Source organism: Paenibacillus sp. PK4536, from assembly GCF_028594455.2.
In the GTDB taxonomy this organism is placed as follows: Bacteria; Bacillota; Bacilli; order Paenibacillales; family Paenibacillaceae; genus Saccharibacillus; species Saccharibacillus nuruki.
Genome location: NZ_CP126313.1, coordinates 4480304 through 4502378 on the forward strand (window position 1 = coordinate 4480304; position 22075 = coordinate 4502378).

At 39.6% G+C, this 22075-nt stretch carries 23 protein-coding genes; 11 read left to right on the plus strand and 12 right to left on the minus strand.

All coding sequences use genetic code 11. From position 1 onward, the window contains the following. Window positions 1-74: 74 nt before the first annotated feature. From PO903_RS19910 to PO903_RS19930, 5 genes are all read right to left on the minus strand, one after another. On the minus strand, window positions 75-761 hold the full coding sequence (locus PO903_RS19910) for a uracil-DNA glycosylase (RefSeq protein WP_273594381.1): 687 nt from the start codon (window positions 759-761) through the stop codon (window positions 75-77). A 187-nt stretch (window positions 762-948) separates the two neighbouring features. Then, a complete protein-coding gene (locus PO903_RS19915) occupies window positions 949-1680 on the minus strand; it encodes a ThuA domain-containing protein (protein WP_069329078.1) in 732 nt (243 codons plus the stop codon). 20 nt (window positions 1681-1700) lie between these two features. Further along, a complete protein-coding gene (locus PO903_RS19920; RefSeq protein WP_069329077.1) occupies window positions 1701-2669 on the minus strand; it encodes a sugar phosphate isomerase/epimerase family protein in 969 nt (322 codons plus the stop codon). Window positions 2670-2906: 237 nt separating this feature from the next. Next, window positions 2907-3674 carry a sugar phosphate isomerase/epimerase family protein gene (locus tag PO903_RS19925; RefSeq protein WP_273594382.1) on the minus strand — a complete coding sequence of 256 codons (768 nt, stop codon included), beginning with the start codon at window positions 3672-3674 and terminating at the stop codon, window positions 2907-2909. 51 nt (window positions 3675-3725) lie between these two features. After that, window positions 3726-4805, minus strand: coding sequence for a Gfo/Idh/MocA family protein (locus PO903_RS19930; protein WP_069329075.1), 1080 nt, complete (start codon window positions 4803-4805; stop codon window positions 3726-3728). Between the two features lie 292 nt (window positions 4806-5097). On the opposite strand from PO903_RS19930, the gene PO903_RS19935 reads away from it, so the two are divergent. The 4 genes from PO903_RS19935 to PO903_RS19950 all read left to right on the plus strand — a co-directional run bounded on the left by PO903_RS19935 (window position 5098) and on the right by PO903_RS19950 (window position 10676). After that, a complete protein-coding gene (locus PO903_RS19935; protein ID WP_069329074.1) occupies window positions 5098-5922 on the plus strand; it encodes an AraC family transcriptional regulator in 825 nt (274 codons plus the stop codon). A gap of 165 nt (window positions 5923-6087) precedes the next feature. Next, window positions 6088-7068, plus strand: a complete 981-nt coding sequence (locus PO903_RS19940; RefSeq protein ID WP_069329073.1) for a LacI family DNA-binding transcriptional regulator — start codon at window positions 6088-6090, stop codon at window positions 7066-7068. A 105-nt stretch (window positions 7069-7173) separates the two neighbouring features. Next, a complete protein-coding gene (locus PO903_RS19945; protein ID WP_273594383.1) occupies window positions 7174-8664 on the plus strand; it encodes a glycoside hydrolase family 32 protein in 1491 nt (496 codons plus the stop codon). A gap of 2 nt (window positions 8665-8666) precedes the next feature. Next, on the plus strand, window positions 8667-10676 hold the full coding sequence (locus PO903_RS19950) for a sucrose-specific PTS transporter subunit IIBC (protein ID WP_273594384.1): 2010 nt from the start codon (window positions 8667-8669) through the stop codon (window positions 10674-10676). Window positions 10677-10760: 84 nt separating this feature from the next. Here PO903_RS19950 and PO903_RS19955 read toward each other — a convergent pair whose 3' ends face one another. The 3 genes from PO903_RS19955 to PO903_RS19965 all read right to left on the minus strand — a co-directional run bounded on the left by PO903_RS19955 (window position 10761) and on the right by PO903_RS19965 (window position 12615). After that, a complete protein-coding gene (locus tag PO903_RS19955) occupies window positions 10761-11021 on the minus strand; it encodes an AbrB/MazE/SpoVT family DNA-binding domain-containing protein (protein ID WP_273594385.1) in 261 nt (86 codons plus the stop codon). A 223-nt stretch (window positions 11022-11244) separates the two neighbouring features. Further along, on the minus strand, window positions 11245-11619 hold the full coding sequence (gene yxiS, locus PO903_RS19960) for a protein YxiS (protein ID WP_069329069.1): 375 nt from the start codon (window positions 11617-11619) through the stop codon (window positions 11245-11247). Window positions 11620-11652: 33 nt separating this feature from the next. Continuing rightward, the gene (locus PO903_RS19965; protein WP_273594386.1) at window positions 11653-12615 is read right to left on the minus strand and encodes a Gfo/Idh/MocA family protein; all 963 of its coding nucleotides are present in this window, start codon (window positions 12613-12615) and stop codon (window positions 11653-11655) included. Window positions 12616-12948: 333 nt separating this feature from the next. On the opposite strand from PO903_RS19965, the gene PO903_RS19970 reads away from it, so the two are divergent. The 3 genes from PO903_RS19970 (at window position 12949) to PO903_RS19980 (ending at window position 14917) form a co-directional block, all read left to right on the plus strand. Continuing rightward, window positions 12949-13347: a LysM peptidoglycan-binding domain-containing protein gene (locus tag PO903_RS19970; RefSeq protein WP_137220692.1), complete on the plus strand. Its 399-nt coding sequence runs from the start codon at window positions 12949-12951 to the stop codon at window positions 13345-13347. Between the two features lie 243 nt (window positions 13348-13590). Beyond that, window positions 13591-14556 carry a peptide-methionine (S)-S-oxide reductase MsrA gene (gene msrA, locus PO903_RS19975; RefSeq protein ID WP_069329066.1) on the plus strand — a complete coding sequence of 322 codons (966 nt, stop codon included), beginning with the start codon at window positions 13591-13593 and terminating at the stop codon, window positions 14554-14556. Window positions 14557-14737: 181 nt separating this feature from the next. After that, the gene (locus PO903_RS19980) at window positions 14738-14917 is read left to right on the plus strand and encodes a DUF2188 domain-containing protein (RefSeq protein ID WP_137220693.1); all 180 of its coding nucleotides are present in this window, start codon (window positions 14738-14740) and stop codon (window positions 14915-14917) included. A gap of 193 nt (window positions 14918-15110) precedes the next feature. Here the strand turns inward: PO903_RS19980 and PO903_RS19985 are convergent, their stop codons facing one another. Both PO903_RS19985 and hxlR read right to left on the minus strand, forming a co-directional pair. After that, window positions 15111-15755: an SDR family oxidoreductase gene (locus tag PO903_RS19985; protein ID WP_273594387.1), complete on the minus strand. Its 645-nt coding sequence runs from the start codon at window positions 15753-15755 to the stop codon at window positions 15111-15113. A gap of 220 nt (window positions 15756-15975) precedes the next feature. Then, complete coding sequence (gene hxlR, locus PO903_RS19990) at window positions 15976-16344, minus strand: transcriptional activator HxlR (protein WP_069329063.1); 369 nt, start codon at window positions 16342-16344, stop codon at window positions 15976-15978. Window positions 16345-16625: 281 nt separating this feature from the next. Here hxlR and hxlA point away from each other — a divergent pair, with 281 nt between their 5' ends. The 3 genes from hxlA (at window position 16626) to PO903_RS20005 (ending at window position 19027) form a co-directional block, all read left to right on the plus strand. Next, a complete protein-coding gene (gene hxlA / locus PO903_RS19995) occupies window positions 16626-17258 on the plus strand; it encodes a 3-hexulose-6-phosphate synthase (RefSeq protein WP_069329062.1) in 633 nt (210 codons plus the stop codon). A gap of 4 nt (window positions 17259-17262) precedes the next feature. Continuing rightward, on the plus strand, window positions 17263-17835 hold the full coding sequence (hxlB, locus tag PO903_RS20000) for a 6-phospho-3-hexuloisomerase (protein WP_273594388.1): 573 nt from the start codon (window positions 17263-17265) through the stop codon (window positions 17833-17835). A gap of 175 nt (window positions 17836-18010) precedes the next feature. Continuing rightward, entirely contained in the window at window positions 18011-19027 is a 1017-nt protein-coding gene (locus PO903_RS20005) for an LLM class flavin-dependent oxidoreductase (protein ID WP_069329060.1), read from the plus strand. A gap of 121 nt (window positions 19028-19148) precedes the next feature. Here the strand turns inward: PO903_RS20005 and PO903_RS20010 are convergent, their stop codons facing one another. Beyond that, on the minus strand, window positions 19149-19706 hold the full coding sequence (locus tag PO903_RS20010) for an RNA 2'-phosphotransferase (RefSeq protein WP_137220695.1): 558 nt from the start codon (window positions 19704-19706) through the stop codon (window positions 19149-19151). A gap of 122 nt (window positions 19707-19828) precedes the next feature. On the opposite strand from PO903_RS20010, the gene PO903_RS20015 reads away from it, so the two are divergent. Continuing rightward, window positions 19829-21031 carry an MFS transporter gene (locus tag PO903_RS20015; protein WP_273594389.1) on the plus strand — a complete coding sequence of 401 codons (1203 nt, stop codon included), beginning with the start codon at window positions 19829-19831 and terminating at the stop codon, window positions 21029-21031. Window positions 21032-21082: 51 nt separating this feature from the next. On the opposite strand, the gene PO903_RS20020 is transcribed toward PO903_RS20015, so the two are convergent. After that, window positions 21083-21814: a YitT family protein gene (locus PO903_RS20020; protein WP_069329057.1), complete on the minus strand. Its 732-nt coding sequence runs from the start codon at window positions 21812-21814 to the stop codon at window positions 21083-21085. Window positions 21815-22075 lie beyond the last annotated feature (261 nt).

Below are 22075 nucleotides of genomic sequence, written 5' to 3' on the forward strand. Positions count from 1 at the left end.
CATATTTTACCTGAAAAGAGAACGAAAACATTACATAATTAAAGAATACTGAATATTATTTAAAATTCAGGTCATCATTCTTGAATCTCATCTATACAATTACGCAAAATAACGAGATCATTCGCAATAACATCAGTCAATGATCTATTATACAATACTGCTGCTGGATGATACATAGGAAAAATCCAGTATTCTTGATCAGACCAGTGATATCCTTGATCCATATGATCTGCATCTACTTGTTGAATACGACTTCGGTAAGCTTGACCATGCACATTCGATACCTGATGCCCTTTGCCAAGTAATCGTTGCAATGCAATATTGCCCAGCGTAATAATGATCCGAGGTTGTACTGCCTCAATCTCAGCATCCAAAATAGGTGCAAATGCAAATACTTCGTAAGATGTTGGTGTGCGATTAGAACGACTCGAACGTTCGGCATGATGCTTTCCTTGAATGATTTTGTCTTTATAAGGACGACTGCGTACAGCACTCGTAATATACAGATCGTTTCTAGTGATATTTAGCGCTTCAAAATAACCATCTAATACTTTACCTGCTTGTCCGCAAAAAGGAATCCCTTTTTCAATTTCATTCGCACCGGGTGCTTCTCCCACCATCATCAGCGATCCCGGAAATTTGCCATAACCACCCAAAAATCCTTCTAATCGATGTCCGGCGACTCGTTCCAGACATTCACTAATTCGTGCTGGAGATAGCTTCACATTGCCGATTTGTGATTCTATTTGTGCTTTAGACATAAATGCACTCCTTTCTATATCTAACTATATGTTAGAGTGCTAAGTATTATGGATACTGGATCTAAAGGGATAAATCTCAAAAAAAGTACGCCTGTAGGCTATTAACCATACACGCGCACTTTTGAAATATTTATTTTTTATGATTAACACAGTCTGGAATTCAGGATCAGGCTGTTCAGGTAGACAGTTACACCATTACTTTACTACCGAGTGCACGCGTAGGTTCTTGGCGTCCGAATTCAGGACGTGTATTAGTTGCAGGATACGCCCAGCGTACAGCATTCGAGATAATGTGCATAATATCCTGATTATAATATGTTGGATATGTCTCATGACCTGGACGGAAATAGAATACTTTACCATGTCCACGGCGATACGTACAACCGCTACGGAACACTTCTCCGCCTTCAAAGTTGCTTAGATATACCAATTCATCAGGAGCAGGAATATCGAAAAATTCACCGTACATTTCTTCTTTATCCAAAGTGATCGAAGGGTTCACGCCTTGAGCAATCGGATGCGTAGGATTCACACACCATAGAATTTCTTGCTCGTCTGCTACACGCCATTTCAGATCACAACTGGTTCCCATTAATTGTTTAAATGGTTTGGAGAAATGTCCAGAATGCAGAACAATCAATCCCATGCCTTCATTTACTCGTCTTGCTACCGCTTCTGCAATATCATCATCTACTAATTCATGAGCCGTATGTCCCCACCACAACATTACATCAGTAGAGTTCAAGACAGACTCTGTCAAACCATGTTCCGGCTGATCGAGTGTAGCTGTACGGCAGGCAAAGCCTTCCTTCGATAGCCCATCCGCCAGAACAGTATGAATCCCATCAGGATATACTGCTTTGACATCATCACGGATTTTCTCATGTACAAACTCATTCCAGACCGTTACATTAATCATAAAAAACTTCCTCCTCTATATTAGACCCACCACATCTCACCAAGTTCTTCTTCAATCAAAACCTGCTTCAAGTTATGGACAGCTTTTGTAAAACCTTCATTCACCGACATCAAACCATCTTCGTGCTCTATACTTACAACGTAATCGTATCCAACTAAGCGTAACGTGCTGATAATATCAGCCCATGTTTTGTTATCATGTCCAAAGCCTACTGTACGGAACTGCCAAGCACGATCTTGCATTTTTGTGTAGTCTTGCATGTCTGTTACACCGTGCATATTAACATTATCGGTATCTACCAGCGTATCTTTAGCATGAAAGTGATGAATTGCATTATTTTTTCCTAAAATTTTAATAGCTTGTACAGGATCGATACCTTGCCACCACATATGACTTGGATCAAGGTTCGCACCAATCACTTCGCCAGCCGCTTCACGTAGACGTAAAAGTGTACCCGGTGTATGAACAGAGAAACCTCCGTGCAGTTCCAGCCCTACTTTTACATTATGATCAGCAGCGAACTTACCATTTTCTGTCCAGTATGGAATGACTTTTTCTTCCCATTGCCATTTCATAAGATCCTGGAAATCATTTGGCCACGGTGCTACAGGCCAGTTCGGATATTTCGCATCATCACTATCTCCCGGACAACCGGAGAATGTATTAACAACTGCTACATCTAACTTCTGTGCCAGTTGAACGGATTTGATAAAATCTTCATGCGATTCTTTCGCAATCGCTTTTTGCGGATGAAGCGGATTACCGTGACAACTTAATGCACTAATGGTTAATCCACGAGAATCAATCGCTTGTTTAAATGCTCTAAGCTTGCCTTCATCAGCAAGTAACTCATCTGGTTTACAATGAACATTACCCGGGTTACCACCAGATCCTAGTTCTACCATTTTAACGCCTTTTTCAGCTACATAATCCAATGCTTCTTCAAAGCCCATATTGTTGAGTAATACCATAAATACGCCTAATTTCATTTGTCCATCCTCCAGCTTCATTCATTAATTTTATGAACGCAGTCTGGTGAACTTATCACTTGAATCTGATTCCAATAGAGTGAGCTGTAAGTTCTGTATTCGTCCAATCGAACAAATGAGAATGTAGTAAAAGCTCTATCTATTAAATAATACGTCGAAACATGTCATAAGGTTCACCTAAAATGCGATTTATATCCATTTTAGTATAATTATTGGGATTGAACAGCAAGAGTTTGATTATACACTTACTTTTCCACTTTTGGCACCGTAAGATTTCACCCAGTTCATGCTTTGCTCAATACTTTGTAAAGGCGGTTGTAAACATGAGTCTTGCTCTACCACTAACCATTCAGCTCCTGCTTTTTCAGTAGCATCTGCAATAGCGGCTACAGGTACTTCACCTTCACCAAGCTCGACCGTCTGTGCACCTTTATCTGTGCGTTTGAAATCTTTCCAGTGAACAATCGGTAAGCGTCCAGCGTATTTTTGAATATATTCTATAGGATCGTAACCACCGTACTGTACCCAGCAACTATCTAATTCAACTTGCAATAACGATGCAGGTACTTCTTCATACATAGCATCAAATACAGTGTGTTCACCTAATTTTTCAGTAAATTCAAATTCATGATTGTGATATAACAACACCACATCATTTTGATTACACAATTCGCCAAGCTTACGTAGATTAGCGAAAATATCAGGCCAATTCTTACGGTGCTCATCTGATAAGAAAGGGACAATAATATAACGATTGCCTATTTCTTTGTTATAATCGATTAAAGATTGAGCATCTTCCAGTAGTTCTGTATATTGAGTATGAGAACCAACGACTTCAAGATTGTGCCTTTTGAGTAATTCGTTGATTTGGGTAGAAGTACGTCCGTAAAAGCCAGCGAATTCAACACCTTGATATCCAAGTGCTGCTACTTTAGCAATCGTACCTTCAAAATCTTTTTCCAAATCATCTCGTACGGTGTATAGTTGCAATCCAACTTTAACCATTGCTCCATTCACTCCCACAATTTATGATAGTTGTAATAGCATCATTCATCTTTAATAACTATTGCCTTGTCTGTATCCTGCACGACTTTTGATAATCACATGCTTGCCTTCTAGAGAAGAACGTTGAAAAGCATGCATTGCTTCAAGTACATGATATGCCAGTTCACCACTAGCACGATGAGGTTGATTGTTACGAATCGCTGTAACCATTTCGTTTAGACCTTTACCACGTTCATTACGAGTCCCTTCAAAAACAGGAGGTACAATCTCAAACTCTTCTGAACCTGCGCGTCTTATACGAACATCACCATCGAAAAAGTTAGGATCAGGGATATCCAGTGTACCTTCTGTACCGTAGATTTCAATTCGAGGCAATTGAGAGCCTCCTTTGATATCAAAACTGGTCACCATGGTAACGATTGCACTGTTTTCGAAATCAATTGTTCCTGCCAGATGTGTAGGCGTCTGTACACGTAATGGTGTACCTTCTTTAGGACCACTCGCAACATGTCGATCAGGAATCTGAATACCAGCTGACGAGCTTATTCTTGTCATCGATCCAAGTAAGCTTGTGAGTGCCGTTAGATAATAAGGTCCCATATCGAACATAGGTCCACCACCAGGTGCGTAGAAGAATTCAGGATCAGGGTGCCATGATTCAGGGCCACCGCTCATCATAAAAGCAGAAGCTGCAATCGGTCGACCGATTAATCCATCATCGATCGCTTTGCGTGCTGTTTCTATGCCTGAACCTAAAAATGTATCCGGTGCACTTCCTACACGACGACCCACTTCTTTGGCTCGTAATAGTGTACGTTGACCATCTTCTAGCGATACAGCAAATGGCTTTTCAGCATATACATGTTTGCCTGCTGCAAGTGCTGCTAGATTCACCGCGGCATGTGCGGCAGGAATAGTCAGGTTGATAATCAATTCAATATCTTCCTGTGCAAATAATTCCTCCGGCGTGAATGCGTTTGCAATGTTAAATTGTGAAGCTCTTGCTTGCGCCTTCTCGATCACCATGTCTGCACAGGCTACGATCTCAACGACTGGACTTGATTGTAGATTTTCCAAGTAAATTTCACTGATGTTACCACATCCGACTAAACCAGCTTTCATTCGTTCCACAGGTCATCCTCCTTTGGGCATGTGTTTTTCTAGGTGCAGAAAAGCTACTCCTCTGGTTATAAGTAAACGTAGGATTGTCCTGTCAAACGACAATCTAGCAATGCTATGATAAACCCTTTATGTATGATGGACTTATACATACCATTGTCCTTTTTGTTTATTGTAAGATCATGATGATTTATAAGCTTGTTACAATAGTATTACTATTTCGTGTCAATTAAAATGAATAATATGATTAAAACATGAACTATTTGGTCAAATTTTAAATTTGTTGCTGAAAAGAGGATTTTTAATGGAATTAACTGGAGATATTTGCAAAGTTTACACCGCAGGTTATTCGTTTCATCGAAAACCTTTTTATATGAATGAGCCCGAAGGTGTCAAAAGTTACTTATTCCGTTTTCAAACTGAAGGCAATTGCTTGCTTCGTTACAAAGGCGGTATGGACGAAGTGGAAGTAGGCGATCTCCATCTATATGCTCCAGACGAACCGTATGAATTGAAAATTGATTATGCGCCGAACGCAGCAGGTCTACCGATAGTAGAAAGCGGAGATTACCATATCTTTTTTGGAGGAGAATGGGCAGATCGATGGTGGAATCATACCGAACGCCCGGCTAAAGTAAAAATTCCACTTAGCGATAATATCGTTGATCTATTACGACAGATCTCGATGGAAAAAAGAAGAATCGATGATCCTTATCCTGAGATTTTATCTTATTATATGAAAATTCTATGCTTATCGATCGATCGGTATTTATCAGAACAACCGATCAGTGGTCCCAAAACGTATCTAGCTTATCAAATTAAAAACTATATCGAAGAAAATGCATCGACTGCTTTTAAATTAGACGATGTAGCTATGTATGTGGGAATTAGTGTCTCTAGAGCTGTTCATTTGTTTAAAGAAGCTTTTGATACCACGATTATGCAGTATGCGCTTGATGTTCGTCTCAATATGGCACAAGAGCGAATTGTCTTCAGTCCGATGCCGTTAGAGGAAGTGGCTGAATCTTCAGGATTTGCCAATTATACGTATTTCCATCGTGTATTCCGTTCTCGCTTTGGCATGTCACCCAAAGAGTTCCGTATTTCCAAACGTGAACATATCACTTAAATTAGTCTTCAATTGGCTGATAACGCTTAGGGTAGATAATCAATGACAGAGAGATTCTTTGATCTAAAGAATCTCTCTTTTTTCATGTATAATAAACAGAATATAACTATAGCAAATATAAGTAGATATACGATCATTTTTGATCTTTATAAGGAGTATATAACTATGAAAACGATTATTGATATCGCTCAAGCCGCTGGTGTTGCCAAAAGTACTGTTTCTCGGTACCTCAATGGCGGCTCGGTGAGTGAAGAAACCAAAGAAAAAATCGAACGCATTATTAAACAACATCAGTATGTACCGAATACATTTGCTCGAAGCTTAAAAGCGAAAAAAACAAGTATTATCGGCATTATTGTACCACGACTGGATTCTTTTGCTGTTTCTCAAATGTTAATGGGGATCGATGATACATTACGTCAAGAGCAGTACCAGATGCTACTAGCTAATGCTAATCAAGAAACCACGCGTGAGATTGAAGCTATTTATGAATTTTCTCGGCAAAAGATTTCAGGCTTACTATTTATGGCGGCTCAAATCACAGATGAACATCGTCAAGCGATAGCCAAATGCAATATTCCTGTTGTCTTGATTGGTCAAGATGATAAACAGCTACATAGTGTTATTCATGATGATCGTCAAGCTGGTTATCTACTAGGTAAATATGTACTGTCTAAAGGGCATCGTCAGATCGCTTATCTAGGGGTCACTGAACAAGATGATGCAGTAGGTATTCAGCGTAAACTTGGCTTTCAACAAGCTCTTCAGGAGTATACAGATTATGATATTCGTTATTACGAATCAGGATTTCGTATGGATCAAGCGGTCATTGCAGCCCATCATCTACTTGATCAGTGGACTCCTTCTATTGTGGTTGCAGCAACCGATAATATAGCTATTGGTGTATTCAAAGCCGCACTTTCTAGAAAAATTGATATTCCGACTGACTTATCAGTGACCGGATTCGGTGGGTACGATATCACTGAGCTTATGCATCCTGCTTTGACTACCGTCAAATTTCATTACAAAGAAGCCGGGCAACTCGCAGCGACTAACCTAATTCAAATGATTCAAGGGCAATCGGTACAAAACACATCCATTTCAACATGCGAACTACTTGTCAGAGAAAGCGTTGACAATCGCTAAATCCCGACTTATAATACATTGGAACCGGTTCCGATGTATTTTTTTAATCTAATTTGGAACCGGTTCCGTAAAAAGAATATGATGAATAAGTATGGAGAACACACTATGAAAATGAACAGAACTCAGTTGTACCGTAAGCTTCATGAAGCAGAGACTGGCGAATGGGAAGCCTTAAAGCAATTAGCCGATCAGAGTCCGTGGCGACAAGCTTTTCATATTCAACCTGAAGCAGGGTTACTAAATGATCCTAACGGATTTTCCTTTTTTAATGGAGAATATCATCTTTTCTATCAATGGTTCCCACTAGGCACACAACATGGTATCAAATACTGGTATCATACTTCTTCTACTGATCTGGTGCATTGGAATAATAAAGGGATCGGTATGGCTCCAGATACGATATATGATTCTCATGGGGCCTATTCTGGAAGCGCTATAGAAAAAGACAATCTACTGTATCTAATGTATACCGGTAATACGCGTAACACAGATTGGAAGCGTTATCCATTTCAATGTATGGCGACTATGGATCAACAAGGTGTGATCACCAAGCTCCCTCCTGTTATCGACAAAGTACCTGCTGGGTATACCGATCATTTCCGTGATCCTAAAGTCTGGCAAGATGGAGAATATTATTACTGTGTCATTGGAGCACAGCGGATCGATCAGACAGGATGTGCAGTTCTTTATCAATCACCTGATCTACAAGAATGGACTTTTCAAGGGGAGTTAAATACGGCATTACCTTCATTTGGCTATATGTGGGAGTGTCCGGATTACTTTGAATTGGATCAGCAAGGTGTATTTTTATTTTCTCCGCAAGGGTTAGCAGCCATTGGAGATCATTTTCAGAATATTTATCAGTCCGGTTATATGATCGGTACTCCGCTCGATCTGAATACGCGACAGTTTGATCATGGAGAGTTTTATGAGTTAGATCATGGATTCGATTTCTATGCTCCACAGACTACACTTGCACCCGATGGACGCAGACTGCTCGTCGGTTGGCTTGGAATGCCAGAGATCAACTATCCTACAGATACTCAAGGATGGGCACACTGTCTCACGTTGCCACGTGAATTATCAATTGAAGATGGTCAGCTTAGACAGCGTCCAGTTGCAGAACTGAGTCAGCTACGTGGACAACAGTCTCATTTACATCGCACTGTTCATCATCATCGTGATCTGATTTCTTCTATAGAAGGTATTCATTACGAAATGCTTATTCAGATCAGTGATATTCAAGCTGATAAAGTAGGGATCGAAGTACGAGTGGGCACAGATGAAAAAACAGTTCTGTATTACGAACCTGCACTTGAAAAACTAACGTTAGATCGCACCTTGTCCGGTCAATCCCTTGCACTGGAGTATGGAACGACTCGAAGCTGTAGTTTACCGCTAGAAGAAGGAATAGTAACGCTACATTTATTTATGGATACTTCTTCGATTGAAGTTTTTGTCAATGATGGTCGTAACGTATTCACTTCACGCATCTTTCCACAATTGAACAGTACAGGATTTGCTTTATTTGCGGAACATGGGAGTGCTTGTTTTGATGTTACACAATGGGATTTGATCGATAAGGGGGAACAGTAATCATGTCTGAAAATCAAAAAATTGCTCAACAGGTGATCGAAGCTGTCGGAGGTAAAGATAATATTGCATCTTTTGCTCATTGTGCAACCCGCTTGCGGATTATGGTACATAACGAAGAGCTGATTGATCAGGAGCGTACTGAAAATATTGATAAAGTTAAAGGTGCTTTTTTCAACTCCGGACAGTATCAGATTATTTTCGGTACAGGTACAGTTAATCGTATTTTTGAAGAAGTTGAGAAATTAGGTGTCGAGAGCACTTCCAAAGACGATATTAAAAGTCAAAGTAAAAATGCCGGCAACTTTTTCCAACGTTCTATTCGTACATTTGGCGACGTGTTCGTTCCTATTATTCCGGTTCTTGTCGCTACCGGTTTATTTATGGGATTACGAGGATTATTAACACAACCTCAGATCCTAGCTTTATTCGGTATTACACCTGATCATATTCCAGCTAACTTTCTTTTATTTACACAAGTTTTAACGGATACTGCATTTGCCTTTTTACCTGCACTTGTTGCCTGGTCTGCTTTTAGGGTGTTCGGCGGAAGTCCTGTATTAGGGATTGTACTTGGTCTTATGCTCGTCAACCCTGCTCTACCTAATGCTTATTCGGTCGCCGATGGGTCTGCTCATCCATTAACGATGTTTGGATTTATTCCTGTTGTCGGTTATCAAGGTTCTGTTTTACCGGCATTTGTCATCGGTCTGATTGGAGCCAAATTAGAAAAAGCTTTACGTAAGCGGATTCCTGAAGCGATTGATCTAATCTTAACTCCATTCCTGACATTACTGATTATGATTACACTTGGGCTGTTCGCAATCGGTCCTATTTTCCACTCACTGGAATCTGTTGTTTTGAATGCTACGATCTATGTATTAGATATGCCTTATGGAATTGCAGGGCTATTAATCGGTTCTTTGCATCAAATTATTGTAGTTACAGGTGTGCATCACATTTTCAACTTCTTGGAGATTCAATTATTAGAAAGAACAGGAGTTAACCCATTTAACGCTATTATCACCTGTGCGATGGCGGCTCAAGGTGGAGCTTGTCTAGCTGTAGGTCTCAAAACCAAAGACAATAAGCTCAAAGCATTAGCCCTTCCTTCTTCGTTCTCTGCTTTTCTAGGAATCACAGAGCCTGCGATTTTTGGAGTGAACTTACGATATATGAAGCCATTTATTATGGGATTGATCGGTGGCGGTGTAGGTGGATTTATGGCTTCTTTGTTCCATTTAGCAGGAACAGGTATGGCAATTACAGTGATTCCAGGAACATTGCTGTATTTGAATAGCCAACTTCCACTTTATATTTTGTGTAATGTAGTAGCGATTGCAATAGCCTTTACATTAACATGGTTATTTGGTTATAAAGACAAAGTAGTCACAGCATCTACAGCAACCGTATCAGGAACTGCTTCCGGTTCTATCCCTACTGCTGTACAAGTTGAATCTGTATCATCTGCTTCTAATGATAATCAAACAGCTACATCTTCGCACTCTAATCAAGTAAATACTTCTGCTACAAGCACTAAGGTGTTAGATATAATCGCTCCTATCAGCGGTACATTGGTTCATCTCGAAAATGTACCTGACCCTGCTTTTGCAGGCAAGCATATGGGTGAAGGAATTGCGATTCAACCGGATGAAGGCAAGTTATATGCTCCGTTCGATGGAACAGTCGCCCATGTGATGGATAAGAGTAAGCATGCGATTATTCTTGAGCACAGTAGTGGTGTACAATTATTAATTCATATTGGACTGGATACGGTTTCTTTGAAAGGACAAGGATTCACCCTTCATATACAATCCGGGGATACCATTCAAGCAGGACAATTATTGATCGAATTCGATACTGCTATGATTCAATCTTCAGGTCTATCTATTATTACACCTGTGATTGTGCCCGACGGGATCGAACATATTCAGAATAGTCAACCTGCTGAACTTCAGCAAGTACGTGCTAATCAAGATTCTATTATGCAAGTCACCTATACTATTCATTCATAAAAATCAAAAAAGAAACCTGATTCTACGCATATACAAATGTTGCGTAGGATCAGGTTTCGTATTATTTATAGCCAAAGTTGAATCTTAAAGTTGAGTACGGTAAGCTTCCATCAACTCTTCAATAGCATTACGGCTAATCATTTTACCTTTGAAATAGATCAAGTCTTCTGAATCGCCTGTGAAGATGCAAGAAGGCTCATATTTTTTCAAAATAATGCGATCACTATCGACAAAAATCTCCAAACCGTCTTTTACATCGATATTCATGACACGACGCAATTCGATAGGAATAACGACCCGTCCCAATTCATCTACTTTTCTTACAATACCAGTTGCTTTCATCATGTTATTTCTCCTCCAATTATATATTTATATAACCCCTATATGACACTATTATATATCATTCTACAATTTTCTACATTTTTTTCAAATCGTAATAGTTATTATTAAATCATATTAAGTGTCATATGCCAAGTTAAAATTTAAAAATTTGCAAAAAATAAATAAAAGCTTCTGCTATTTCCTTTAATTTTCAGGAAATAACAAAAGCTTTGTACACATGGGTATTCTACTCTTTTTCTGTTTCTTGGGAAGCAAGTCGGCGCTCTGTTGAGGCTCTTGTCTCTATCGCTTCACTAATCACTAACGCTAAATCTTCATTTCCATACATCGACAACACACCAAATAATGTGTCATCAGGAATATCGCCTGCTTCTTCTTTAGGAACGGTAAGATTAATCCCTTGTTGCAGACGCGGATTGTCCACTTGATCAGGATAAGCCGTCTGATATAATTCTTTGGCATCGAATCCACGATTCACACACCACTGAGCGAATACCAGAATCATCATATCTTCATCTTGACGATAACTTTGTACAATCTGCTCTTCTCGTAATTTCTGCTGCTCTTTACTTGTTAAATTGTCGTAATCATAATCATCCATCTTATTGCATCCTTTCTATATTGAAGATTTCTTTTACAAATCTGATGTTAATCGGTCTGCTAAAATATGTGATTCTAATACCAAGTCTGCACGTATACTGCATTGTTCAGGTGTCGATAAGCGATCTAGAAAATGATCAACCACGCCCATAAACCCGCGCCGTTCCCATATCGTTTCCCAGCTTCCAAATTGTTGATGCTGAGGTAACATATCTTTTTCATATAAATAAGCGCTATCCATATTCATCACTTCTGCAGAACGTCCGCCGCCGTGCAAAATCAATCGTTCCATATCGATCCCTGCACTGCGTGCCATCGTATAGCTCCCATAACGCCCGTTCCCTAACGAAAGCATTCCCGAAGCATGAAGCATAGGGCCATTACCGTTCCCTTGCTGACGAAGCTGATGAGCCATTACAGCATAAGTGTCATTACCCAACCACATTAATAAATCCAACATATGAATCAGATCATCATAGACCGTTTCTTTGGCAGGTAAACTTTGGAGACGGGTACGATGTTTGACCACTTCACATAATTCGAAACCACCTGCTTCTGCCAGCCAGGCATAAGCATTCATATATAATGGAGCAAACCGACGATTAAAACCTACAGCTAGCAATAGATCTTTCTGCTCTGCTGTTGCAGTCATATGACGGGCTTCTTCGATTTCGTAAGACAATGGCTTATCTACATATACAGGCAATCCGTAACTTAGACATTTCATTACAATATCATAATGAGTGAATGTAGGGCTATGTACAAATACAGCATCTAATTCCCATTTTTCAATATCTTCGACTCTAGTACTCCCCTGTGTTAAGCGAAAAGTATCCATCGTCTGACGCACAGTCTGCTGAGAATGGCTGACTACACCGACTACTTCTATATCTACACGATTGATAAGTAATGGTAAATATACTTTACGAGCAATATCCCCTATACCGATCAAAGCAATCCGTTTACGCTTACCACTTTTGTGATCGTGTTCTTTCATACTATAGATTCTCCTTTGATCATAAGTATAGATATTATGGTTACATCTTATTCTACTATAGAGGTAACCGATCGAATATAAAAGTCACTTTATTTTATCTTTATTGGATTTATATTGAAATTTCATATGGTTTTAAGCTATCCCTCATGTGAATTTAATCGCAAAGCTTATAATAAGAGTATACAACACGATAAGCAAACCATTTAAAAATAACATCAAGAAAATATACACAATCTATTGCAATTGTCGAATGATGGTGGTATATTTATATAATAAAGTTACTAAATGAAAGTAAGTTATAAAAAATTATGTAATTACAGAGGAGAAATTAATATGAAATCCACATTTAAAAAAGTTTTATTGTCTACTGCTTTAGCTACTAGCTTGGGTGCTGTTGCTTTGGTTGCACCACTAGGAGCAAGTCAAGTATCAGCTGCTGCAGATACAAGTAATCACCAAAAAGCAAAAGATAAAGCAGAACAACGTGCAGATAACTTAGCTTACCAAACAGCAGTTTCAAAACAAGTAGAAGCTATGTTCGGAACAGCTAACACAACAACTGAAGAAACAACTCCAGCTGTAACACCTGCTAAAACAGCAACAACTGTGATTGTTCCTCAAGGTGCTAGCTTGACTGAAATCGCTGCTCAATACGGTGTCACTGTAGATGAATTGATTGCTGCTAACAATCTTTTGCCTGCTGGATACCAATTGACTATTCCGCAAAAATAAGAATTATCCATCTGATCGGCCAAACGGATAATTAATAACAATTAAAATATAACCACCAACCGCTCACATGGCTACATGTCGGCGGTTTTTTCTCCCTGTATTTATAAATAGATATCATCCAAATCAACAGTTTTTACGTACCTAATGTTTGAATGCACTGTTTTTTTGGGTTTTATATAGTGTAAGATATTATATATGATTTAAATTTTAATTATTTATTTAAAGAAATGGAGTGAACGATAAATGAGCAACTCACAATATGAAAAGGCTACTTTTGCAGGCGGATGTTTCTGGTGCATGGTATCTCCTTTTGAAGAACTACCAGGCATCATCAGTATTCGCTCCGGTTATACAGGTGGACACACCGAAAATCCTACGTACAAAGAAGTATGTACTGAAACGACAGGTCATGCTGAAGCTGTACAAATCGTATACGATCCAGCTATTTTCCCTTATACCAAATTGTTAGAATTGTACTGGCAACAAATAGATCCTACCGATGAAGGTGGACAATTCTACGATCGTGGTTCTTCTTACCGCACAACGATCTATTATCACACAGAAGAACAACGAGAGTTAGCAGAAATCTCCAAACAAGAAGTAGCTGCTAGTGGTCGCTTTGATAAGCCGATCGTTACACCGATCGAACCAGCTCAAACATTTTATGAAGCTGAAGAATATCATCAAGATTATCACAAAAAAAATACAGGTCACTACAAACGCTATCGTAAAGGTTCCGGTCGAGATGCTTTTATCAACGAGCATTGGTCTACCAAACTTGATAAAAGTGATCTAAAAAATAAATTATCTGAAATTCAATATCATGTTACACAAAAAAATGGAACAGAACCTGCTTTTAAAAATGAGTTCTGGGATCATCATGGCGAAGGTATCTATGTCGACATCGTATCAGGCGAGCCATTGTTTAGTTCACTAGACAAATTCGATTCCGGTTGCGGATGGCCAAGCTTTAGCCGTCCAATTCGTGATTATCAAGTCAAAGAAAATATGGATTTGAGCCACTTTATGGTTCGTACCGAAGTACGTAGCCGTGAAGCTGATTCTCATCTAGGTCATTTATTTGACGATGGTCCGGGACCGAATGGTCTACGTTATTGTATTAACTCGGCAGCTCTACGCTTTGTTCCGAAAGAAGATTTGGAAGCTGAAGGATATAGCGAATACAAAGCGATGTTCCAAGAAGCTTAAGTTTAATAGATGAATAGCTAAAGGCTCTTACCTCTAAGGTGAGAGCCTTTTTGTTTGATCATAGTACCGTTTCGTCTGATCTGAAAAGGGTAAAATGAATACATAGCATCTTTTTTTCGATGCAAATATGTTTATGGAGCATGTGATTACGTATTCTATCTTATCTAAAGGAGTGTTTATAATGCCGTGGACTAACGGAGATTATCCCCCATCTATGAAAAATTTAGATACTCGTGTACGTCATAAAGCGATTGAGATTGCCAATGCTTTACTCGATGAAGGTTATGAAGAAGGTCGAGCGATCGCTATTGCTACTGCCAAAGCTGAAGAATGGGATAAAGATCATCCCAAATCAGATTAAAACAATCTTAATACTACCTAACGAGGGATAATGAGTATGAATATTCATTATCCCCCGTTTTTTTGTAGACAACGTTTTTTTAATCGATCATAAATAAAAATAATGAAAAAAGCACAGACTATATAAGCCTGTGCTTTTTTGTTGCTTTGATATGATCAATAAATTCAGCTGTTTACTTCAATATAATATTCTTTTATACAGATTGAATCGCTTGCTCAACTGTATCGTCACCGGATGCAAGGTCAAACGAACGGCGGTACGTACTGGACTGGTCTAAAATGCTAGCAATCACTGAAGCAACATCTTCGCGTGGAATACTGCCTTTTTCTCCTAAATGTTCAACCAGTTTAACTTTACCTGTACCTGCATCATTTAATAGTCCACCCGGACGAATAATCGTGTAATCCAGTGAACTTGCTTCTAACATTTTATCCGCATAATGTTTGGCTACATAATAGGTTTTCATATCATCTGGCCATTGTGTACGATCTTCTGCGTATAATGCACTGACTAGAATAAAGCGTGAAATTCCTGCTTTTTCCGCAGCTTCCATACTCTTGACAGCTCCATCCAGATCAATCAGTAACGTTTTGTCTGCACCTGTACTTCCACCAGATCCTGCTGCAAAAACAACTGCATCTGCTCCTTGAAGTACTTTGGTCAGATCCTCTACCGATCCTTCAAGATCAGCAAGTACAGCTTGTGCACCTACTTTTTCTAATGCTTCTGCTTGTTCAGGCTTGCGAATAACAGCACTGACTTTATGTTGATTTGCTGCTAATTGAGTAGTTAAGATTTTACCAATCTGTCCATTAGCTCCAATAATTGCGATATTCATTGTTATTGTCCTCCTATAGGCAAAAAAGATTCGGTCTTTACTATGTATACCCCAATTACACACTATTTATTCTATATTGCCTTAAATTGTCCTCACAGAAGTCATATGCTAACGATCATATACACTTTTTATATATAGCAAAAAGCGAGCATACACGGTCATTAACTACCGATCTCTGCTCGCTTTTATTGTACTGACTTATATTTATCCAGTTTATAAATTAATTCCATGAAGCAGGCTTGATCTCCACAGGTTCGATCTCTGCTACATCCATATAATGTTTACCCCAGTTATACATCGCATCCAAAATTGGCATCAATGTTTCGCCCATTTCAGTTAACGAATATTCTACTTTAGGCGGAACAACAGGATAGACTTCACGATGAACAATCAAGTCTTCTTCCAGCTCACGCAATTGACTGACTAACATCCGTTGAGTGATTCCAGGAATCAAAGCTTTGAGTTCGCCGAATCGTTTTGTGCCACTTTTACCCAAATGCCATAAGATTAACATCTTCCATTTTCCCCCGATGACCGATAGGGTTAATTCTTTCTCACAATTAAATATACGTTCACGCATGATTGAGATTCCTCCAATTGGGATAATAACATATGCTCTAGTATGGTCTGCTACACAGTTCTATTTCTTTATGATCTCTCTATTATAGCTAAAAAAGTGCTGACAGTATACTTTTAGACACTATGTAATTAAAAAGTGCGTACTTACGGAAATAGCACCTTTTGATTTATACTAGCAATACGTCGATGATGGCTATCCACTTTGTGTGGAATAATGATCTGATCATTAGGAGTCATCATTGAACGATAGGTAGAACGAACGCAACATACAACTAGGAGGAATTATATATTATGGAACTTCAATTAGCGTTAGACTTGGTTAACATCCCTGAAGGTATTGCTCTTGTAAAAGAAGTAGCGCCTTTTATTGATATCGTAGAAATTGGTACACCGATCGTAATTAACGAAGGTCTTCATGCAGTTAAAGCTATGAAAGAAGCTTTCCCTCACTTGAAAGTATTAGCTGACCTTAAAATTATGGATGCAGGTGGTTATGAAGTAATGAAAGCTTCTGAAGCTGGTGCAGACATCGTAACTGTTCTAGGCGCAAGTAATGACCTTACAATCAAAGGTTGTGTAGACGAAGCTAAAAAACAAGGTAGCAAAGTATTGGTTGATATGATCAATGTTAAAGATATCGCAACTCGTGCTAAAGAATTAGACGCACTAGGCGTAGACTATATCTGTGTACACACAGGTTATGACGGTCAAGCAGCAGGTCAAAATCCGTTTGAAGACTTAGCTACAATCAAAAGTGTAGTTAAAAACTCTAAAACTGCTATCGCTGGTGGTATCAAATTAGAAACGTTGCCAGAAGCAATCAAAGCTAACCCTGATCTAATCATCGTTGGTGGCGGAATTACAGGTCAAGACGATAAAGCTGGCGTAGCTTCTAAAATCCGCGACTTGATCACTCAAGGGTAATACGATGAGTAACCAAGCAGGAATCTCCAAACATTTCGACCGTATTATTCAAGAATTAGAACGTACACTTGCGGCTATTCCTGAAGTCGAAGCAGAAGCACTGGTACAACAGATTTTGTCAGCACGTCAAGTCTTTGTAGCTGGTGCAGGACGCTCCGGTCTTATGGCAAAAGCATTGGCTATGCGCTTAATGCAATTGGGACTGAAAGCTTATGTGGTTGGTGAGACGGTTACTCCGCGTTCTGGAAAAGGTGATCTGCTGATTATCGCTTCCGGTTCAGGAGAAACACAAGGTCTCGTGTTGATGGCTGAAAAAGCACAACAAGCTGAAGTAACGATTGCCGCAGTGACGATTTTTCCTGAATCAACGATCGGTCAGAAATCTGCATTAACGGTCAAATTGCCTGGTTCTCCTAAAGATCCTGCTGATCATAATCAATATGAGACAGTTCAACCGATGGGTTCATTGTTTGAACAGACTGTATTATTATTTTTCGATGGATTAATGCTTCGCTTAATGGAGCATCGTGGTGGCGACTCTGCGGCCATGTTTACCAATCATGCTAATTTAGAATAGAACGATGTAGATACTCTTTATTTGATGTCTTTAATCCACAGAAGGATTCCCCTCCTTTTGTGGATTTTTTGTGTGCGATGGGACAAGACAGACTATTTAGGTTACACTATTAAAGTAACGTAGTATTGAAAAGTTACAATGATCATACTTTAATCCTATACAGAGGTGACTATATATGTTGAAATTAGGCGTACTGGATCAATCCCATATTAACGAAGGCGAAGATGCCAAAGATGCTCTAGCCAACACATTAAAATTAGCGCAAGAAGCAGATCGTTTAGGCTTTTCAAGATTCTGGATGTCAGAACATCATGCGTCTCCAAGTCTGGCTCATTCAAGCCCTGAAGTATTAATCGCTCATGTAGCCGCACTAACTTCACGGATTCGTGTTGGTTCAGGTGGTATTATGCTTCCTCACTATAGTGCTTACAAAGTAGCTGAAAATTTCCGTCTACTTGAAGCTTTATACCCTAATCGTATTGATCTGGGTGTAGGTCGTGCTCCTGGAGGTATGCCTTTAGCTACACGTGCTCTTCAAGAAGGCAAATTCCCTTCTATGCATGCATCAGATCGTTATCCTCAACAGATTGTCGATTTGATTGCTTATCTGAATGATGCTTTGCCAGCAGATCATCGTTTTCCTGGATTGATTGCTGAACCAAGTATTGAGACTGCTCCTGAATTATGGTTACTCGGTTCTAGTGGCGGAACAGCTGATCTAGCGGCGATGACAGGTGCTTCTTATGCGTTTGCTCAGTTTTTTGGAACAGTAGGTGGAGAAGATGCTGTAGCTCATTACAAAGAAAGCTTCAAACCATCACTCATGTCTTCTACACCCAAGTCATTAGCAGCAATCACAGTATCTTGTGCAGAGACAGAAGAAGAAGCAGAATATCATATGCGTAGTAATGATCTCTATTTCTTGATGTTGCGTGAAAATCGTCCGATGCCTTATCTCCCTTCTGCCAAAACAGCAGCAGAATATCCGTATACCAATTCTGAAATCGCACATATTCAAGACACTCGTCGTTTTCGTGTAGTGGGTACACCTGATCAAGTAAAAGAAAAAATGCTTCAGTTTGCCAAAGATTTTCAGACTGACGAATTGCTCGTTGTATCTGCTATCCACAATACGGAAGCTCGATTAAAATCATATCGTTTACTAGCAGAAGCGTTTGAACTACAAGCTTAAGTCTTTTCGACGATCTAATAGATTACAACTTAAAATGATAAAGGGAGCGATGTATAATCGCTCCCCTTTTCTTTGACTTTTATGACGTAGATTGAATTGACTTATCCCTACATCTATATGATTAGCCCTTAGTTACACGTGTAAGACAATGCGCAGGAATGGGACCGGACAACCAGACTTCATGACCTGCAAAATAAAACGTTACACCTTCTGCAATCGCTTGAACCGTATCTACTTGTAAAAGCACTAATGATCCTCTACGCTTCCCTGCTAATTCTGCAAAATGTGTACTGGCTGATAAATGGACATACTGACGATTCATAGGCAAAAGACCTTGCTGCTCTATTGCTGTTACTGCTTGTTCATGAGTGCCATGATATAGGATCGCTGGTGGTGTTCCTTGTTCGTATTGAACTTGGGTATGGCTATGCCCATATCTTGCTTTGATCCGATTATCGTTGATTTCAAAACGCTGTTTGTCTGATTGTTCAACAACCTGACGAATATCAGCTTCCGTAATATCGCTCCATCCTTTTTGCTCACGTAACACATGTACTAATTCTTCTAAAGGACAAGAACCATCACGAGCATCAAGTACAATGCCGTATTGCTCAGGGGTATGTCGCAAAATCAAACTCATATATTTACTTAATTGCACCTCTTGTTTGGCTGTTAACATTAGAAAGCTCCTTTAAGTTGGATTTGGGTACATCTATACTCACTTTGAATTTTAAATGTTACTATGTACATACAGAAAATATAGAGAAAAAATAGCACATTTCAGAAAATAGGAGAGAATGTATGCAACCATCTGTTACGCAAGAACAAGTTTCACCGCAAAATGATCGTTTCCCGGCAGCACTATTCTGTCTCACTGCTGGTGCTTTTGCGATCGGCATGACTGAATTTGTGATCATGGGTTTACTGCCTAATGTAGCCAGTGATCTTCAAGTCACTATTCCACAAGCAGGGCAACTCATTACCAGCTATGCGCTTGGAGTGGCTGTCGGCGCTCCTGTACTGACGGTATTAACGCATCGCATTCCGCAGAAACAATTGCTCTGTCTGCTTATGATTATTTTTATACTGGGTAATGCACTTGCTGTCATCGCTCCAAACTATAGTCTGTTAATGGCTTCGCGTCTAGTTACTGCATTAGCACACGGTACTTTTCTGGGAGCAAGTTCATTGATAGCTGCACGATTGGTACGACCGGAAAAACGAGCCAGTGCCGTCTCGATGGTTCTCGCTGGACTTACCATCGCTAATATTATCGGCGTTCCTTTCGGTACCTTTATCGGACAATATTTAGGCTGGCGTGCTTCTTTCGGTGCGATAACGATTATGGGAATGATTTCGCTAGTCGGTATCTTTTTCTTAATTCCAAAGATCGAGCAATCAGGGCCTTCTAGCCTTGCAAAAGAATTCCGTAGTCTGATCAATCCGCAAGTTCTGCTTATTTTATTCACTGGTGCTTTTGGCTGTGGAAGTATGTTTACTGTATTTACCTACATTACGCCTCTACTCACCGATGTGAGCGGATTCCAAGAACATAGTGTCACATGGATTCTGGTGATGTTTGGTGTAGGTGTAACATTAGGTAATATTATAGGCGGTAAGCTAGCCGATTGGAAGTTAATGCCTTCATTGATCGTAACATTTACCATTCTAGTGATCTTGCTGGTTATCTTATCTACTGTTCTTCACAATCAGATCTTAACGCTTCTATTCGTATTTCTCTGGGGTGCAGCGGCCTTTGGTATCATGCCAGGTATTCAGATTCGTATTATGAATCTAGCCCATGAAGCGCCAAGACTTGCAGCCACTTCCAGTCACTCTGCATTGAATTTGGGTAATGCAGGGGGTGCTTTTCTCGGTGGCATTGTTATTACCCATCTCGGCTTACCTTACGTTCCACTGATTGGTGGCGCTGTTGCTGTAGTCGGTATTTTAGGATCTATCCTTAGTTATTATTTGGTTGAAAAAAGAGCACTTGTCAAATAAAATAGCAAAAAGCCGTTCAATGATCGTTAAGATCTACTGAACGGCTTTTATTTATACTTTGATGCTCTTATTATTGATTTGTAGTGACTGTGGAGTAGATGCTATAGGTTTTACAGCTGCTTTACTCACAGATACAGCTAATGTGGAAGTGCGCTTAATCGGTAGTACATAACGTATTTGCCAAGATGTTGTCATTGTCCATGTGATCACTTTACCAGCAATCCATACTGCAAGAACAGTATACATTGTTTCTTTAAGCGGTAAATAGAACAAACAGATCAATAACACAATCGCATCACTTGCAAAAAATACATTACCGATCTTCCAGCCACTCCAATCACTGATTAATTTGGACAACACATCATCGCCTCCGGTCGCCCCACCATATCGTAGAACGATTCCTGCTCCTAGACCGGTTAATAACCCAGATAAGACTGCGGCTGCTAGCAGGTTACCGTGCAGGTCCACCACAAACAACGATAATTGCTCAAATAATGAGTAAAATAGTGAAAACGATAGTGCTCCAATCAGTGTAAATAACATGAACCTGCGACCTTTCAACCACCATGCAAGTAATATCACTGGAATATCCAACAACAAGGCTGTCCAAGCTGGTGACCATCCAAATGCATATTTACCTAATAAGGCTAAGCCGACAAATCCGCCTTCTGACAATTGATTCTGAACATTAATGTGATAATAAGCAAACGCTAAAATCAAAGTTCCAAGCAGTATTATGGCAATCTGCCTTAATACTGTTTTATCCATTTGTTTTCTCCTCATACAAGCTCCCTCTATTTCTCGTAAGTTTGATCGATATCGACCGACTCCTACGTGAGGCAAACTTGGAGGACTTTGTCCTTCGCATACATGATTCCCTCTTCCGTTAGAGTTGGTCTATAGTGACTTGTTCTCTACGGAAGAGCTAAGTATAAGAGAGATCATAACGTTTCCAAACCGTCCTTTGGGGAAGTATCCTTCGGGGACCCATGGTATCCTGATCCTTTCGTTAATAGATTCTAAAGCTAAATTTATTATACCACA